Source organism: Kitasatospora sp. NPDC015120, from assembly GCF_043080305.1.
Classification (GTDB): Bacteria; Actinomycetota; Actinomycetes; order Streptomycetales; family Streptomycetaceae; genus Kitasatospora.
Window position 1 is genome coordinate 309,307 of record NZ_JBIBVJ010000002.1, and the last position, 16,188, is coordinate 325,494.

Annotated in this window: 14 protein-coding genes; 8 read left to right on the forward strand and 6 right to left on the reverse strand. The window is 74.1% G+C overall.

Features of this window, described 5'->3' with window-relative positions; genetic code table 11:
- Positions 1 to 326 precede the first annotated feature (326 nt).
- The 6 genes from ACF1AK_RS06150 to ACF1AK_RS06175 all read left to right on the forward strand — a co-directional run bounded on the left by ACF1AK_RS06150 (position 327) and on the right by ACF1AK_RS06175 (position 9,001).
- Positions 327 to 2,723, forward strand: coding sequence for a SulP family inorganic anion transporter (locus ACF1AK_RS06150; protein WP_391497576.1), 2,397 nt, complete (start codon positions 327 to 329; stop codon positions 2,721 to 2,723).
- Positions 2,724 to 2,936: 213 nt separating this feature from the next.
- Entirely contained in the window at positions 2,937 to 4,913 is a 1,977-nt protein-coding gene (gene acs / locus ACF1AK_RS06155; RefSeq protein ID WP_391497577.1) for an acetate--CoA ligase, read from the forward strand.
- A 294-nt stretch (positions 4,914 to 5,207) separates the two neighbouring features.
- A complete protein-coding gene (gene nhaA / locus ACF1AK_RS06160) occupies positions 5,208 to 6,716 on the forward strand; it encodes a Na+/H+ antiporter NhaA (RefSeq protein ID WP_391497578.1) in 1,509 nt (502 codons plus the stop codon).
- A gap of 112 nt (positions 6,717 to 6,828) precedes the next feature.
- Positions 6,829 to 7,305 carry a phage holin family protein gene (locus ACF1AK_RS06165; protein ID WP_350558600.1) on the forward strand — a complete coding sequence of 159 codons (477 nt, stop codon included), beginning with the start codon at positions 6,829 to 6,831 and terminating at the stop codon, positions 7,303 to 7,305.
- Positions 7,306 to 7,561: 256 nt separating this feature from the next.
- Entirely contained in the window at positions 7,562 to 8,551 is a 990-nt protein-coding gene (locus ACF1AK_RS06170; RefSeq protein ID WP_391497579.1) for an alpha/beta fold hydrolase, read from the forward strand.
- A 177-nt stretch (positions 8,552 to 8,728) separates the two neighbouring features.
- Positions 8,729 to 9,001 carry a hypothetical protein gene (locus ACF1AK_RS06175; RefSeq protein WP_391497580.1) on the forward strand — a complete coding sequence of 91 codons (273 nt, stop codon included), beginning with the start codon at positions 8,729 to 8,731 and terminating at the stop codon, positions 8,999 to 9,001.
- A 92-nt stretch (positions 9,002 to 9,093) separates the two neighbouring features.
- Here ACF1AK_RS06175 and ACF1AK_RS06180 read toward each other — a convergent pair whose 3' ends face one another.
- The 4 genes from ACF1AK_RS06180 to ACF1AK_RS06195 form a co-directional block, all read right to left on the reverse strand.
- Positions 9,094 to 10,278, reverse strand: coding sequence for a MarP family serine protease (locus tag ACF1AK_RS06180; protein ID WP_391497581.1), 1,185 nt, complete (start codon positions 10,276 to 10,278; stop codon positions 9,094 to 9,096).
- 193 nt (positions 10,279 to 10,471) lie between these two features.
- Positions 10,472 to 11,236 carry an NUDIX hydrolase gene (locus ACF1AK_RS06185; protein WP_391497582.1) on the reverse strand — a complete coding sequence of 255 codons (765 nt, stop codon included), beginning with the start codon at positions 11,234 to 11,236 and terminating at the stop codon, positions 10,472 to 10,474.
- A gap of 8 nt (positions 11,237 to 11,244) precedes the next feature.
- Positions 11,245 to 12,120: an endonuclease III gene (gene nth / locus ACF1AK_RS06190; RefSeq protein ID WP_391497583.1), complete on the reverse strand. Its 876-nt coding sequence runs from the start codon at positions 12,118 to 12,120 to the stop codon at positions 11,245 to 11,247.
- 90 nt (positions 12,121 to 12,210) lie between these two features.
- A complete protein-coding gene (locus tag ACF1AK_RS06195) occupies positions 12,211 to 13,179 on the reverse strand; it encodes a beta-ketoacyl-ACP synthase III (RefSeq protein ID WP_391497584.1) in 969 nt (322 codons plus the stop codon).
- A 103-nt stretch (positions 13,180 to 13,282) separates the two neighbouring features.
- Here ACF1AK_RS06195 and ACF1AK_RS06200 point away from each other — a divergent pair, with 103 nt between their 5' ends.
- Together ACF1AK_RS06200 and ACF1AK_RS06205 are read left to right on the forward strand one after the other, a co-directional pair.
- Positions 13,283 to 13,951 carry a TetR/AcrR family transcriptional regulator gene (locus tag ACF1AK_RS06200; protein ID WP_391497585.1) on the forward strand — a complete coding sequence of 223 codons (669 nt, stop codon included), beginning with the start codon at positions 13,283 to 13,285 and terminating at the stop codon, positions 13,949 to 13,951.
- 428 nt (positions 13,952 to 14,379) lie between these two features.
- A complete protein-coding gene (locus ACF1AK_RS06205; protein ID WP_030288117.1) occupies positions 14,380 to 15,054 on the forward strand; it encodes a Crp/Fnr family transcriptional regulator in 675 nt (224 codons plus the stop codon).
- A 110-nt stretch (positions 15,055 to 15,164) separates the two neighbouring features.
- On the opposite strand, the gene ACF1AK_RS06210 is transcribed toward ACF1AK_RS06205, so the two are convergent.
- Together ACF1AK_RS06210 and ACF1AK_RS06215 are read right to left on the reverse strand one after the other, a co-directional pair.
- A complete protein-coding gene (locus ACF1AK_RS06210) occupies positions 15,165 to 15,992 on the reverse strand; it encodes an MBL fold metallo-hydrolase (RefSeq protein WP_391497586.1) in 828 nt (275 codons plus the stop codon).
- A complete protein-coding gene (locus ACF1AK_RS06215) occupies positions 15,989 to 16,168 on the reverse strand; it encodes a hypothetical protein (RefSeq protein WP_380294548.1) in 180 nt (59 codons plus the stop codon). The genes ACF1AK_RS06210 and ACF1AK_RS06215 overlap by 4 nt, the downstream gene beginning before the upstream one ends.
- Between the last annotated feature and the right edge of the window lie 20 nt (positions 16,169 to 16,188).

The following is a 16,188-nucleotide window of genomic DNA, read 5'->3' on the forward strand; positions in this document are numbered from 1 at the left end:
CAATGGGGTGAATCAGGCGGTTATTCACTGTCGTTCCGAATGACGCTGTGCAAAGCTCTCATTACCCTCGGTTTACCGAGTCTTGATGTTCCCGATTCCGTCCCCGTGCTCCTCGCCGTGGCCTGGCTCCTCCCAGCGCCCCGCCGAGCGGCCGCGGGGCGGCCCGATGGACCAAGGCCCGGCCGGTGACACCCGCACTCCCGGCCCGACCGCGCCATCCCGCCACACCGTCGCGACCCACGACAGCCGATCCGTTCCCCCGAGCCCGCGCCGGACTCACCGCCGGACCTGACTGCGTTCGTTCCCCCGGACAGACGGGAAGACCCATGACCCTCGACATCTCCAGCGCCCCCATCGCCTCCGACACCACCGACCACGCACCACCGGGCCGACGTCCCCGCGCCGACTGGGCCCGGGACCTCTCGGCCTCCCTGGTGGTGTTCCTGATCGCCGTGCCGTTCTCCCTCGGCATCGCCCTGGCCACCGGCGCCCCGCTCACCGCCGGCCTGGCCGCGGCGGCCGTCGGCGGCATCGTGGTCGGCCTGTTCGGCGGCACCCCGCTGCAGGTCAGCGGCCCCTCCGCCGCGCTCACCGTGATCACCGCCGGGCTCATCGCGCAGTACGGCTGGCAGGCCACCTGCGCCATCACCGTCGCCGCCGGCCTGCTCCAACTCCTGCTCGGGGTACGGCGGGTGGCCCGCACCGCGCTCGCCGTCTCGCCCGCCATCGTGCACGGCATGCTGGCCGGTGTCGGCCTCGCCATCGCCATCGCCCAGCTGCACGTCGTCCTCGGCGGCTCGCCGCAGAGCTCCGCGTCGGCCAACCTGCTCGCGTTGCCCGGACAGTTGGCGGCCCCTCACCCCGCCGCCCTCACCGTCGGCGCGGTCACCGTCGCCGTGCTGCTCGGCTGGCCGCGGCTGGGGCGACTCCCCGGCCGGTACGGGGAGTTCGGCGCCCGGCTGGCCAAGGTCCCCGGCCCGCTCGTCGCCGTCGCCGCCGCCACCGCGCTCGCCGTCGCACTGGACCTGCGGCTCGCCCGGGTCGCGCTGCCCGCCTGGCAGCCGCACGGCCTCGTCCCCGACCTGCCGCACGGCCCGCCGCTCGCCGTCCTGGCCGCCGTGCTGACCGTCACCGCCGTGGCGAGCGTCGAATCGCTGCTCTCCGCCGTCGCGGTCGACCGGATGTCGCACCGCACCGGGGACCTCGACCGGGAACTGCGCGGCCAGGGTCTCGCCAACCTGGTCAGCGGACTGGTCGGCGGGCTGCCGGTCGCGGGCGGCGCGGTGCGCAGCACGGCCAACGTCCGGGCCGGGGCGTGCAGCCGGCGCTCCTCGGTGCTGCACGGGGTCTGGGTGCTGGCCGCCGCGCTGGCCCTCGCCGGCGGGCTGCGCCGCATCCCGCTCGCCGCCCTCGCCGCCCTGGTGCTGGTCGTCGGACTGCAGATGGTGAGCTTCGCGCACATCCGCAAGGTGCACCGGCACCGCGAGTTCCCGGTCTACCTGACCACCGTGGTCGCCGTGGTGCTGCTCGGCGTCCTGCCGGGGGTGGCGCTGGGCGCGGGGACGGCGGTGCTGCTCGCCCTCTACCGGCTGACCCGCGCCCACGTGGACGTCCTGCCCGGCCCGGACGGCTCGTTCACCGTGGAGACGCACGGCCCGCTCACCTTCACCGCGGTGCCCCGGCTCAGCCGGGCGCTGGCGGGCATCCCGGCGGGCGCCGAGGTCGCCGTCGTCCACGACGGCTCCTTCCTGGACCACGCCGCCTACGAGACGGTGCACAGCTGGCGCACCGGTCATCAGGCGGGCGGCGGGCGGGTGTCGATGGTGACGCGCCGCCAGGACGACGAGGTCCTCGATCCGGACGGCACCGTCCGCACCGGCAGCTCCCCCGGCCCGCACCGCTGCCGCGCCTGGACGCCCTGGGTCGGCCACCACTGCATCGAGCAGCAGGAGGACCCGCACGGTCGGCTGCTGGACGGGGTGCGGGTGTTCCAGCTGCACACCGCCCCGCTGGTGCGCCCCGAGCTGGCCCGGCTCGCCCGGGAGGGACAGACGCCCTCGCAGCTCTTCCTGACCTGCGCCGACTCCCGGATGGTCACCAGCATGATCACCAACAGCGGTCCGGGCGACCTCTTCACCGTGCGCAACGTCGGCAACCTGGTGCCGGCCCCGCACGAGCCGGGTGCGGCCGACGACTCGGTGGCGGCGGCGGTGCAGTACGCGGTCGAGGTGCTGGAGGTGCGGTCGATCACGGTCTGCGGGCACTCGGGCTGCGGGGCGATGAAGGCATTGCTGGACGGTGTGCACGAGCAGCCCGGGCGGCCCACTCCGCTGGCCCGCTGGCTGCGCAACGGCCGGGGCTCGCTGGACCGGCTGCGCAGGGTTCCGGCGGAGTTCACCGACCGCCCGGCGGTCGACCTGGGCGAGCAGCTCTGCATCACCAACGTCGTCCAGCAGCTGGACCAGCTGATGGCCAACCCGGCGGTGGAACGGCGGGTGGCCGAGGGCACCCTGCGGCTGGTCGGCATGTACTTCGACTTCGCCACCGCGCAGGCCTATGTGCTCGACCGGGAGAGCGGCCGGTTCGGTCCGGTCGAGGCCGCCGCTCCGCGGCAGGAACGCGACACGCCCGGACGGGTGGATGAATTCGAACAGGTTCCGACCGTCGGTACCGCCGTCGCCGATCCGGCCAGGGACGGAGGAGGTCCCGGTCTGGCCGCCTGAGAGCCGGGCCCGCGTCCTGCCGGGCGGGCCAAGGACGCGGGCCCACCTCCCACCCCGCCCCCGGGGGCACCACCGGCCTCGGGCGGCCGTTCGACGCCCGGTCAAAGGTCTACACCAATTATCCGGAGCCTCTTGTCAACTGACCGCTTCGCCTGGTGAGCTGTGCGCTGGGACACACGGGACAATCCCCACGCACGGGAAACGACCCCGATCATGACTCATGAGGAGTGCGCGTTGAGCAACGAGAGCCTGGCCAACCTGCTCAAGGAGGAGCGGCGCTTCGCCCCGCCGGCAGAGCTCGCCGCAGCCGCCAACGTCACCGCGGCCGCGTACGCTCAGGCCTCCGAGGACCGCCTCGGCTTCTGGGCCGAGCAGGCCCGCCGCCTCAGCTGGGCCGTCGAGCCCACCCAGACGCTCGACTGGTCCAACCCGCCGTTCGCCAAGTGGTTCGCCGACGGCAAGCTCAACGTGGCCTACAACTGCGTCGACCGGCACGTCGAGGCCGGCAACGGCGACCGCGTCGCCATCCACTTCGAGGGCGAGCCCGGCGACGGCCGCTCGATCACCTACGCCCAGCTCAAGGACGAGGTCTCGCAGGCCGCCAACGCGCTGCTGGAGCTCGGTGTCGTCAAGGGCGACCGGGTCGCGATCTACCTGCCGATGATCGCCGAGGCGGTCGTCGCGATGCTCGCCTGCGCCCGGATCGGCGCCACCCACTCGGTGGTCTTCGGCGGCTTCTCCGCCGACGCCGTGGCCTCCCGCATCCAGGACGCCCAGGCCAAGCTGGTCATCACCGCCGACGGCGGCTACCGGCGCGGCAAGCCGTCCGCCCTCAAGCCGGCCATCGACGAGGCGCTGACCAAGGTCGAGGGCGTGGAGCACGTCCTGGTCGTGCGCCGCACCGGCCAGGAGATCGCCTGGACCGAGGGCCGCGACGTCTGGTGGCACGAGGCCACCGAGCGCCAGTCCACCGAGCACACCCCCGAGGCGCACGACGCCGAGCACCCGCTCTTCATCCTCTACACCTCGGGCACCACCGGGAAGCCGAAGGGCATCCTGCACACCTCGGGCGGCTACCTCACCCAGGCCGGCTACACCCACCACGCCGTCTTCGACCTCAAGCCGGAGAGCGACGTCTACTGGTGCACCGCCGACATCGGCTGGGTCACCGGCCACTCGTACATCGTCTACGGCCCGCTCTCCAACGGCGCCACCCAGGTCATCTACGAGGGCACCCCGGACACCCCGCACCAGGGCCGGTTCTGGGAGATCGTCCAGAAGTACGGCGTGACCATCCTCTACACCGCGCCGACGGCGATCCGCACCTTCATGAAGTGGGGCGACGACATCCCCGCGAAGTTCGACCTCTCCTCGCTGCGGGTGCTGGGCAGCGTCGGCGAGCCGATCAACCCCGAGGCGTGGATCTGGTACCGCGAGCACATCGGCGCCGGCAAGGCCCCGATCGTGGACACCTGGTGGCAGACCGAGACCGGCGCGATCATGATCAGCCCGCTGCCGGGCGTCACCGAGACCAAGCCCGGCTCCGCCCAGCGCGCGCTGCCGGGCATCGCGGCCACCGTGGTCGACGACAACGCCGTCGAGGTCCCGAACGGCTCCGGCGGCTACCTGGTGCTCACCGAGCCGTGGCCGTCCATGCTGCGCACCATCTGGGGCGACGACCAGCGCTACATCGACACCTACTGGTCGCGCTTCGAGGGCCGCTACTTCGCCGGTGACGGCGCCAAGAAGGACGAGGACGGCGACATCTGGCTGCTCGGCCGGGTGGACGACGTCATGCTGGTCTCCGGCCACAACATCTCGACCACCGAGGTCGAGTCGGCCCTGGTCGGGCACCCCTCGGTGGCCGAGTCCGCCGTGGTCGGCGCCACCGACGCCACCACCGGGCAGGCGATCGTCGCCTTCGTGATCCTGCGCGGCAACGCCACCGACAGCCCCGAGCTGGTCGAGGAGCTGCGGGCGCACGTCGGCCGCACGCTCGGCCCGATCGCCAAGCCGAAGCAGATCAAGGTGGTCGGCGAGCTGCCGAAGACCCGCTCCGGCAAGATCATGCGCCGGCTGCTGCGCGACATCGCCGAGGGCCGCGAGGTCGGCGACACCACCACGCTGGCCGACTCGACGGTGATGAACCTCATCCAGGCCCAGCTGCCGCCCGCGGGCAGCGAGAGCTGACCCACCCCCTGAACCACGGGTGACGGTGCCCCGGGCGGTCATGACCGCCCGGGGCACCGCCGCGTCCGGGCCCCTCCCCCACCCCGTCCGCCGTGCGCAACGGGCCGCGAGGGCTTAAGTCCTTGAGTAGGACAATCCGGATGTCGCTCTGTCGTTCTCTCGTTCTGGCGTTCCGGCGCCACGCTACAATGTCAAAGGCGCATCAAGATCCGCGCCACAGGGCGAGCCGGGAAGTCTGGTCGGCGGTGCACCACCGGTGCATCCACACCGTCCCCTCGCCCCAGGAGGCCGCGCGTGGCCAGCCAGCCGCCCGTTCACGAGCCGACGCCGACGCCCCAGCGCCGCCAGTTCCTCGGCAGGCTGCCGCTCCCCGAACGCAACTACCTCGCCGATGCCCTGCGCACCGAGACGGTCGGCGGCGTCCTGCTGCTCAGCGCCGCGGTCATCGCGCTGATCTGGGCCAACGTCTGGCCGGACGCCTACCAGTCCGTGCTGAACCACACCGTCGGCCCCTCCGCCCCGCTCCACCTCGACCTCACGCTGGGCACCTGGGCCAAGGACGGGCTACTGACGATCTTCTTCTTCGTGGCCGGCATCGAGCTCAAGCGCGAGTTCGTGGCGGGCGAGCTGCGCAGCCCCAGCGCGGCGATGCTGCCCGTCATCGCGGCCGTCTGCGGTGTCGTCCTGCCCGCCGTCCTGTACACCCTCGTCAACGCCGGCCCCGGCGGGCATCCGAGCGGCTGGGCGGTCCCGACCGCCACCGACATCGCCTTCGCGCTCGGCGTGCTCGCCGTCGTCGGCAGCCACCTGCCCTCGGCGCTGCGCGCCTTCCTGCTCACCCTCGCGGTGGTGGACGACCTGATCGCGATCCTGATCATCGCGGTCTTCTACAGCTCCGGCATCAAGTTCTGGGCGCTCGGGCTGGCCTTCGCCGGGCTCGTACTCTTCTGGTTCCTGCACCGGCGCGGGGTGCACGGCTGGTACCTGTTCGTCCCGCTCGCCTTCGTGATCTGGGCGCTGATGCACGAGAGCGGCGTGCACGCCACGGTGGCGGGCGTCGCGATGGGTCTGATGCTCCGCTGCCACCGGGAGGGCGACGAGAAGCACTCCCCCGGGGAGCACATCGAGCACCTGGTCCGGCCGCTCTCGGCCGGGGTCGCGGTGCCGGTCTTCGCGCTGTTCGCGGCCGGGGTGGGGATCTCCGGTCCGGCGCTGCGCGAGGTGTTCACCCAGTCCGCCCCCCTGGGCATCGTGATCGGTCTGGTGGTCGGCAAGTCCGTGGGCGTCTTCGGCGGCACCTGGCTGACCGCCCGCTTCACCCGCGCCGAGCTGAACCCGCAGCTCAAGTGGGCCGACATGTTCGCCGTCTCGGTCCTGGCCGGCATCGGCTTCACCGTCTCGCTGCTGATCGACGAGCTGGCCTTCCCGGACGACCCGGCGCTCGCCGACCGGGCCAAGGCCGCCGTCCTGGTGGGCTCGCTGATCTGCGCGCTGGCGGCCACCGTGCTGCTGAAGCTGCGCAACCGGCACTACCGCGAGCTGTGCGAGGAGGAGGACCGCGACCTCGACGGCGACGGCATCCCCGACGTCTACCAGCTCGACGACCCGGCCTGGCGCAACCGGATGGCCGCCCAGGGGCAGCCCACCGACGGCCGGCCCACCGACGACCGGCCCACGGGCGGACGGCCTACGGGCGGACAGCCCGCCGACGGAGAGCCCACCGACGGCCGGACTGCCGACGACCGGCCCACCGACGCGGGGCCGACACGCCCGGCCGATCAGGGCCGCGACGGAGCGCGCTGAGCGGTCCGGCCGCCGGACACGTCCCCCCGGCGGGGCCCCGGAGTGGTGTCCGCTCGTCCGGTAGAGGCATGATTCTGAACTGTCGACAGTCCACCGAAGAGGAGAACCGCTGATGCCCGCAGGAGCCGCAGACCCGTCCAGCAACGGCCGGGCGCCCTACGAGGGCGAGCGTTCGGTGGGGCAGCTGTTCGCCGCGGCCACCGCCGACCTGTCCGCCCTGGTCCACGACGAGATCGCGCTCGCCAAGGCCGAGATCCGCGCCGACGTCAAGCGCGGCGTCTCCGGCGGCGTCTCGCTGGGCGTCGCCGGTGTCGTCGCGCTGGCCGCCGTCCCGATGCTGAGCGCGGCCGCGGCGTTCGGCATCCACGCGCTGGGCCTGTCGCTCGGCTGGTCGTTCCTGATCGTGGCCGGTGCGTACCTGCTGCTGGCCGTGCTGCTGGGCCTGCTGGCGCTGCGTTCGTTCAAGAAGATCGAGAAGCCGGTCCGCACCATCGAGGGTGCGCAGAAGACCGCCGACGTGCTGAAGAACGCCCGGCCGCGTCCCGCCACCAAGGAGGAGATCGACCGCGCCCTGGGCCGCATCCCGTAGGCATCCCGTGGGCATCCCCGCCAGCACCCCCGCAGGGCGCCCCGGCCGCACCCGGTACGCACCCCGTACGCACCCCGTACGCACCCCCGCAGCCCCTCCGGCGGGCCCCGCAGCGCGCGCCAGGGGCACGCCGGGAACGCGCCAGGGATGCGCCGGGGGCCCGTGGGCGACGTGCGCCCTCCGCGCGGCGGGCCGGAACGGTCCGCATGCGAGTGCCGGACGCGTGTCCGGCGCGCGGATGTGACACGCTCTCGGTATGTCGCTCGACCAGAAGCCCGTGCCCGCGCAGCCGTCCGACAGCTCCGGCCTCTCCGCACCCGGTGACGCCCAGGACGCGTCCCCGGCCTCCTGGGACGTCCGGCAGGCAGGGCCGTGGACCCACCGCGACCTCGCCGCCAACGGCGCGCGGTTCCACATCGCCGAGCTCGGCGAGGGCCCGCTGGTCCTGCTGGTGCACGGCTGGCCCGAGTACTGGTGGGCCTGGCGCCACCAGCTGACCGCGCTGGCGGCAGCCGGCTACCGGGCCGTCGCCGTGGACCTGCGCGGCATCGGCGGCAGCGACCGCACCCCGCGCGGCTACGACCCCGGCAACCTCGCGCTGGACATCACCGGAGTGATCCGTTCCCTGGGCGAGAACCGGGCGCACCTGGTCGGCCACGCCTCCGGCGGCACGCTGGCCTGGGTGGCGGCCGTGATGCGGCCCTCGGTGATCCAGAGCCTCACCGTGGTCTCGGCCGCGCACCCCCGTGACCTCCGCCGGGCGCTGCTGACCGACCGCAAGCAGATGGCCGCCTTCGAGCACGTGCTGGGCTTCCAGCGCCCGTGGATACCGGAGCGGCGCCTGGTGGCCGACGACGCCGCGCTGGTCGGCCGCTACCTGGACGCCTGGACCGGCCGCAACCAGCTGGACCGCGCGACGGTGGCCGCGTACCGGCAGGCGATCCGGATCCCCAGCACCGCCCACTGCTCGATCGAGCCCTACCGGTGGCTGCTGCGCTCGATGGCCCGGCCGGACGGCATCCAGTTCGCCCGCCGGATGAAGAAGCCGATCACCGCGCCCACCCTGCACGTCCAGGGCGCGGCGGACCCGGTGCTGCTGTCGCACACCGCGCTGGGCGGCGGCGAGTACGTGGCCGCGCCGTACCGCTGGCGGCTGATGCCGGGGATCGGGCACTTCCCGCACGAGGAGGCGCCGGAGCAGTTCACCGCCGAGCTGCTGGACTGGATCGGCCGGCACAAGGACTGAGGGTGCAACGGCCCGCCACCGGGAAAGGGCACGGGGCGATGGTCCCGGCGCCCGGATGGCCGAACGGGGCCGAAGGTCCCAACTCCCTTGATTTGGCGTTCATATGACAAACGCATAGGCCCGGTTGGTGGCCCGCCGGGCGGTTACCTCCGTCGGCCCAGGGGCATCCATTGCGGTATGACCTGGATGCCCGATCGCGGCGGCGCCCCGCGCGGCCGACAGCACAGCAACAGCCCGCAGCGTTCCGCCCACCGCCCCGAGTGGGCGGACGAGCACGGCTACGACGGCGGCTACGACACCGGCCTCGACACCGGCTACGACTCCGGTTTCGAGAGCGGTTTCGACGGTGCGGGCGGCCACCCCCGCACGGCGCAGCGGCAGCTCGGCATCCCGCACATCCTCGGCCGCCGCGCCCGCTGGGTGGGCGCCCGGCTCCGCCGCGACACCTGACCGGCCCGGTCCCCACGGCACCCGGCCGGCCCCGCCCCCACGGCACCCGACCGGACCGGTTCCGGCCGTCACCGGCCCGGCCGGCACCGCGGTCAGAGCGCGCAGCCCTGGGTGTCCACCCGGCCCGACGCCGTGACGCCCTGCTCGGCGTCCTGCCGCACCTCGGCGGCGGTCAGCACGTAGCCGGTGTCCGCGCTGTCCAGCGACTTCGCGAACACCATCCCGTACACCTGGCCGTCCGGCGTGAGCAGCGGGCCGCCGCTGTTGCCCTGGCGGACCAGCGAACGCACCGAGTAGACGTCCCGGACGACCTGCCCCCGGTGGTAGATGTCCGGGCCGTTGGCCTGGATCCGGCCGCGGATGCGGGCCGGCTGGACGTTGAAGGCGCCGTTCTCCGGGAAGCCCGCGACGATCGCGCTGTCATTGGTCTTCGCCTCGCCCGCGAAGGCGAGCGGCGGCGCGTTCAGCTTGGGCACGTCGAGGACGGCGATGTCGCGCTGCCAGTCGTAGCTGACCACCGTCGCGTCGTACAGCTGGCCGACACCGCCGATCTGCACGGTCGGCTCGTCGACGCCGCCGACCACGTGGGCGTTGGTCATCACCCGGTGCGGCGCGTAGACGAAGCCGCTGCCCTCCAGCGTCTTGCCGCAGGCGGTGGCGGTGCCGACCACCTTGACCAGGCTCTGCCGCGCCTTCGCCACCGCCGGGCTGCCGGCCAGCGCCGGGTCGGGGGTGTCGACCTGGGTGATCGGCTCGTGTTCGAAGGGGTTGAACACCTGCGGGAAGCCGTTGCGGGCGAGCACCTTGGAGAAGTCCGAGAACCAATTGGGCGCGTCCGAGGGCAGAGCGTCCTGGACGCCGCCGAGGACGGCCGAGGTGCGGACCTGCTTGGAGACGGTCGGCAGGGACGTCCCGGCGAGCGCCGAGCCGATCAGCCAGGCGACCAGCAGCATCGAGATCACGTTGACCACGGAGCCGCCCACCGCGTCCAGGGCCCGGGCCGGACGGCGGTCGATGTGGCCGCGCAGCTTCCAGCCGAAGTGGGTGGTGATCGCCTGGCCGGTCGCCGCCAGCACGATCACCACCACCACGGCGATCACCGAGGCGGCCGTCCCGGGGCTGAGGTGGTCGAGCAGCAGCGGCAGCAGCTGGACGGCGAGCAGGCCGCCGCCCAGGAAGCCGAGGACCGACAGCACGCCGACGACGAAGCCCTGCCGGTAGCCCGAGACGGCGAAGCCGACGGCCGCGGCGATCAACAGCACATCCAGGACGTTCACCCGGACACCCTCCCACGACGGACCACCCGGCCGGAGGGACGACCGCCGAATCCGGCGCGGACCGCACGGGGGCACACACCCACCCCGGTCGCACCGCGCACCCCGCCCGGCCCGACCGCACCGCGCACCCCGCCCACCGCACCGCGGTCCACGGCCCCGTCACCGCGGCGGACAGCACCACCACCGCTGCGGTTCACAGCGCCCCGGCGTCGCGGCCGAGCACCGCGCGGGAGCGCTCCAGATCGCCCTGCACCAGCGCCAGCGCCTCGTCCGAGAGGTCCACGATCCGGTCGGCGTCCCACGGCAGCTCCAGGCCGCTGTGGTGCAGCACCCGGTCGATCACCCCGGCGGTGAAGCCCCAGACCAGCCGCCCGCCGACGGCGAAGGCCGGGCCCAGGTGACCGGACGGATGGCGCAGCCGGGCCCGGTTGGCGGGGTCGGTGAGCTCCGTGATCGGCACCCGGAACACCGCGCCGGTCTCCCCCAGGTCCACCGGGCGGACCGGCGACTCCTCGCGCCACCAGCCGAGCACCGGGGTCACCACGAACCGGCTGACCGGGATGTACAGCGCGGGCAGGGTCGCGAAGACCTGCACGCCGTCCGGCTCCAGACCGGTCTCCTCCCACGCCTCGCGCAGCGCCGCCGCCACCGGTCCTGGCCCCGCCGGGTCGCCGTCCTCCGGGTCCAGCGCACCGCCCGGGAAGGACGGCTGCCCGGCGTGCGAGCGCAGCGAGCGGGCCCGCTCGATCAGCAGCAGGTCCGGTCCGGACGCGCCCTCGCCGAACAGCATCAGCACCGCGGCGGCCCGGCCGCCCTCGGGCGGCGGCAGGAAACGGCTCAGCTCCTCGGGCAGCACCCGCTCCGCGGCCTCCCGGACCGGCTCCAGCCAGACCGGCAGCCCGTCCCGCTCGACCCGGGGCACCCTCGGCTCCCCCCGCCCGCTCACTCGACCGCTCACTCGGCCGCTCACTCGGCCACCGCCAGGTCGGCGACCTCGCCGTGGTGCGCGGCGGCGTCCGCGCGGGCACCGGCCTCCCCGGGGAAGTCGGCGGGCGGCCGCAGCCGCTGGCCCGGGTGACCGCCCAGCTCGTACTTCAGCAGCTTCCGCGCCTTCTCCGGGTCGGTCTCGCCCTCCCCGTAGGAGGGGCAGAGCGGTGCGATCGGGCAGGCCCCGCAGGCCGGCTTCTGGGAGTGGCAGATGCGCCGCCCGTGGAAGACCACCCGGTGCGAGAGCATCGTCCACTCGGACTTCGGGAAGATCTCCGCGACGGCCGCCTCGACCTTCACCGGGTCGTCCTCGGTGGTCCACCCGAAGCGGCGGGCCAGCCGCCCGAAGTGGGTGTCCACGGTGATCCCGGGGACTCCGAAGGCGTTGCCGAGGACGACATTGGCGGTCTTGCGGCCGACGCCCGGCAGGGTGACCAGGTCGGCCAGCCGGCCGGGGACCTCCCCGTCGAACTCGTCGCGCAGCGCGATCGACAGGCCGATCAGCGACTTCGCCTTGTTCCGGAAGAACCCGGTCGGCCGGATGATCTCCTCCAGCTCCGCCGGGTTCGCCGCCGCCATGTCCTCCGGCGTCGGGTACTTCGCGAACAGCGCCGGTGTCGTCTGGTTCACCCGCAGGTCGGTGGTCTGCGCCGACAGCACCGTCGCCACCAGCAGCTGGAAGGGGTTCTCGAAGTCCAGCTCCGGGTGCGCGTACGGGTACAGCTCCGCCAGTTCCCGGTTGATCCTCCGGGCCCTGCGCACCATCGCCAGCCGCGATTCCGGCTTGCGCACCTTGACCGCCCTGCCCGCCGGCTGCCCCGCAGACGCGGTCTTCCGGACCTTGCTCTCTGCCATGCGTGAAGGCTACGCCGGACGGCCGCGCTCCTGCGGCGGATCGGCCGGGCTCGCGCCCCCGGCCCGTGGCCGCGCGCCGGCCGACACGTGTCAGGGGCAGGTGACGACCTGGCCGGCCCAGGAGAGGCCGCCGCCGAAGCCGAGCAGCAGCGCGGGGGCGCCGGCCGGCACGTCGCCGCGCTCGACGAGCTTGGCGAGGGCGAGCGGCACGGAGGCGGCCGAGGTGTTGCCGGACTCGACGACATCGCGGGCCACCACCGCGCCGGTGGCGCCGAGGCGGTCGGACAGCGCCTCGACGATCCGCAGGTTGGCCTGGTGGGTGACCACCGCCCCCAGGTCGGCGGGGGCGAGGCCGGCCCGGCGGCAGGCCTCCTCGGCGATCGGCGCCAGGGTGGTGGTCGCCCAGCGGTAGACGGTCTGGCCCTCCTGGCGGAAGTGCGGCCGCCAGCCGTCGTCCAGCCGGACGGCGTGACCCCTCGTCGGGTCGGAGCCCCAGACCACCGGTCCGACACCCGGGCGCCCGGCGCCCGCGGTGGCCGACGTGGCCGCGGTGTCCGGGCCGAGCACGGCGGCGCCCGCGCCGTCGCCGAGCAGGACGCAGGTGGAGCGGTCCGTCCAGTCGGTGACGTCGCTCATCCGTTCGGCGCCGACGACCAGCGCGTGGCGGGCGGCGCCGGCCCGGACGGCGTGGTCGGCGGTGGCCAGCGCGGTGCAGAAGCCGGCGCAGCCGTTGTTGACGTCGAAGCCGACGGCCGCCGGGATGCCCAGCCGCCCGGCGACCTGGGTGCCGATGTTCGGGCAGCGGTCCCTCGCGGTGCAGGTCGCGACCACCACCAGGTCGATCTCGTCGGGCGCCAGTCCGGCGGCGGCGAGCGCCTTGCCGGCGGCGGCCGCGGCGAGGTCGGTGACGGTCTCGTCCTCGGCGATGCGGCGGGTCACGATGCCGGTGCGCTGCCGGATCCACTCGTCGCTGGTGTCGACCAGCCGGGCGAGGTCGTGGTTGGTCAGGACCTTCGCGGGCTGGTGGTGGCCCAGCGCGACGATGCGGGAACCCGGCATGGCTGCTCCTCGATGGACGGGGCGGTGAGGGGGCGTCATCACGCCGGACTATAGCGTCCGAACGGTCGGACGCTAAAGCCCCGACGCTCGCTACACTGACGCGGTGAGCCCGAGAAGATCCGCCGCCGACAGCCGCCGGACCCGCGACGCGATCCTGGCCCGCGGCCTGGACCTCGCCTCGGTCGAGGGGCTGGAGGGCCTGACCATCGGCCGGCTCGCCGCCGACCTGTCGATGAGCAAGTCCGGTGTCCTGGGGCACTTCGGCACCAAGGAGTGCCTGCAGCTGGCGGTCGTCGACGAGGCCGTCGCGCTGTTCGTCCGCGAGGTGGTGCAGCGCTCGGAGACCGCCGGGGCCGCGCCGGGCCTGCCGCTGCTGCTCGCCCAGTGCGAGGCCTGGGTCTCCTACCTGGAGCGCGACCTGCTGCCCGGCGGCTGCTTCTTCACCACGGTGAGCGCCGAGTTCGACGACCGGGAGCCCGGGCCGGTCCGCTCGGCGGTGGTGGCCCGCAACGCGCTCTGGCAGCGCCGGGTGCGCCGCCAGGTCGAGCTGGCGGTCGCCGCCGGGCAGCTGCCCGCCGGAACGGAACCCGAGCAGACCGTCTTCGAACTGACCGGCCAGGTGCTCGCGCTCAACCACGCCCGCCGGCTGTACGACGACCGGCGCGCGGCCGACCGCGCCCGGCGGGCGATGCGGCGGCTGCTCGGACTGCCCGCCCCGGGCGCCGGGCAGCCGGCGACGCTCGCCGCACTGCCGGCGCCGTCGGAGTCCTGAAGATCCCCGGACCGGGCCGGCCTGCACTGCGCCCGGCCTGCACTGCGCCCGTCCCGTACCGCGCCCGTCCTGTACCGTGCCCGTACCGTGCCCGTCCCGTACCGTGCCCGTCCCGTACTGCGCGCGACCTGCACCGGCTTTCCCCCACCGGGCCCGACCCGCCCGTACCGAACCTGACCGGACTTGATCGGGCCTGGCTTGATCACGACCGGCCCCGACCGCACCCCCGGCCCTGCTGACCGGCTGACCTGCCGGTTCGGGCGGCTCCCGGGACGATTCCGGCGGTACGAATGGCCCCGCGCAGCGCCCCTCGGAACACCCCCTCCTCATATGATCGGAGCGACATGCGCCATGCTTGGTGATGCAGAGCACTGTACGAACTTGTGCCGGAGGGCTTGACGGCCGGCCGGCCGAGAAGGAGGAAGCACGTGGACGACGTTCTGCGGCGCGCCGCACTCTTCGCGGCACTCGACGACGAACAGGCCGGCGAGCTGCGCGCTTCCATGACCGAGGTGACGCTCGCCCGCGGTGAGTCGCTGTTCCACGAGGGCGACCCGGGCGACCGGCTGTACGTCGTCGCCGAGGGCAAGGTCAAGCTGCACCGCGCCTCGCCGGACGGCCGCGAGAACATGCTCGCCGTCCTCGGCCCCAGCGAGATGATCGGCGAGCTCTCGCTGTTCGACCCGGGCCCGCGCACCGCCACCGCGAGCGCGCTGACCGAGGTCAAGCTGCTCGGCCTGGGCCACGGCGACCTCCAGCCCTGGCTGCACGCCCGCCCCGAGGTCTCGATCGCCCTGCTGCGCGCCATCGCCCGCCGCCTGCGCCGGACCAACGACGTGATGTCCGACCTGGTCTTCTCCGACGTGCCCGGGCGCGTCGCCAAGGCCCTGCTGGACCTCTCCCGCCGCTTCGGCGTGCAGTCCGAGGAGGGCATCCACGTCGCCCACGACCTCACCCAGGAGGAGCTGGCCCAGCTGGTCGGCGCCTCCCGCGAGACGGTCAACAAGGCGCTCGCCGACTTCGCCGGCCGCGGCTGGCTGAAGCTGGAGGCCCGCGCGGTCGTCCTGCTGGACGTCGAGCGGCTCTCCCGCCGCTCCCGGTAGCCACGAACGGCGCAGCCACCGGCGGCGCAACCGCGCACCGCTCGCGACAGGGCCCGTACGCCGGAGCGTACGGGCCCTTCGCGTACGGCCGGGGCGCGGCCGGACGGGCGTCAGTCCGGAATGAGCCCGTGCTCGCGCAGGTACTGCAGCTGGGCGCGGACCGACAGCTCGGCGGCCGGCCACAGCGCGCGGTCCACGTCCGCGTACACCCGGGCCACCACCTCGGCGGCCGTCCGGCAGCCGGCCTCGACCGCCGTCTCCACCTGGGCCAGCCGGCCGGCCCGGTGCGCCAGGTAGTAGTCCACCGCGCCGAGCGCGTCCGCGAGCACCGGCCCGTGGCCGGGCAGCACCGTCCGCACGCCGTGCTCGGCGGCCATGGTGTGCAGGTGGCGCAGCGAGTCCAGGTAGTCGCCGAGCCGGCCGTCCGGGTGGGCGACCATCGTGGTGCCGCGCCCGAGCACGGTGTCACCGGTGAGGACCGCGCCGTCCGCGGGCAGGTGGAAGGTCAGCGAGTCCGAGGTGTGGCCGGGCGTGGCGACCACCCGCAGGTCGAGACCGCCGACGTCCAGCCGCTGGCCGTGGGTGAGGCCCTCCGAGCCGAGCCGGTGCGCCGGGTCCAGCGCGCGGACCTCGGTGCCGGTCAGCTCGGCGAACCGGGCCGCGCCCTCGGAGTGGTCGGCGTGCCCGTGGGTCAGCAGGGTGAGCGCCACCCGCAGGCCCCGCTGCTCGGCGGTCTCGATCACCCGGCGCAGGTGGCCCTCGTGCAACGGGCCCGGGTCGATCACCACCGCGAGGTCCGAGCCGGGCTCGGCGAGCAGCCAGGTGTTGGTGCCGTCCAGGGTCATCGGGGACGGGTTCGGCGCCAGCACGCAGTGCGCACGGGCGGTGGCCTCGCCGCCGATGGCGGCGGCGGGGTCACCGGGCAGGAGTCCGCTCACCGGCCGCCCTCTCCGTCGCGGTGCAACAGGCGCAGGGGCAGCGCCCGGACGAGGGCGCGCTGGGCCACCTCGGTGAAGCGGACCGGGCCGCTGTCGTCACAGGCCGGGGTGCGCGGGGTCAGGCTGCGGGCGGGCATCTCGGGTGCCGTCCGGCGAGCCACGTCATTGTGGGTCATCGGGCGTCGGTCCTTTCCGG

Bases quoted from the DNA above. Each gene is read 5' to 3' on its own strand.
- ACF1AK_RS06195 (WP_391497584.1), bottom strand. From the start codon at position 13,179: ATGCCGGGTTCCCGCATCGTCGCGCTGGGCCACCACCAGCCCGCGAAG.
- nth (WP_391497583.1), bottom strand. From the start codon at position 12,120: ATGGCAGAGAGCAAGGTCCGGAAGACCGCGTCTGCGGGGCAGCCGGCG.
- ACF1AK_RS06215 (WP_380294548.1), bottom strand. From the start codon at position 16,168: ATGACCCACAATGACGTGGCTCGCCGGACGGCACCCGAGATGCCCGCC.
- ACF1AK_RS06175 (WP_391497580.1), top strand. From the start codon at position 8,729: ATGACCTGGATGCCCGATCGCGGCGGCGCCCCGCGCGGCCGACAGCAC.
- acs (WP_391497577.1), top strand. From the start codon at position 2,937: ATGACTCATGAGGAGTGCGCGTTGAGCAACGAGAGCCTGGCCAACCTG.
- ACF1AK_RS06165 (WP_350558600.1), top strand. From the start codon at position 6,829: ATGCCCGCAGGAGCCGCAGACCCGTCCAGCAACGGCCGGGCGCCCTAC.
- ACF1AK_RS06150 (WP_391497576.1), top strand. From the start codon at position 327: ATGACCCTCGACATCTCCAGCGCCCCCATCGCCTCCGACACCACCGAC.
- ACF1AK_RS06170 (WP_391497579.1), top strand. From the start codon at position 7,562: ATGTCGCTCGACCAGAAGCCCGTGCCCGCGCAGCCGTCCGACAGCTCC.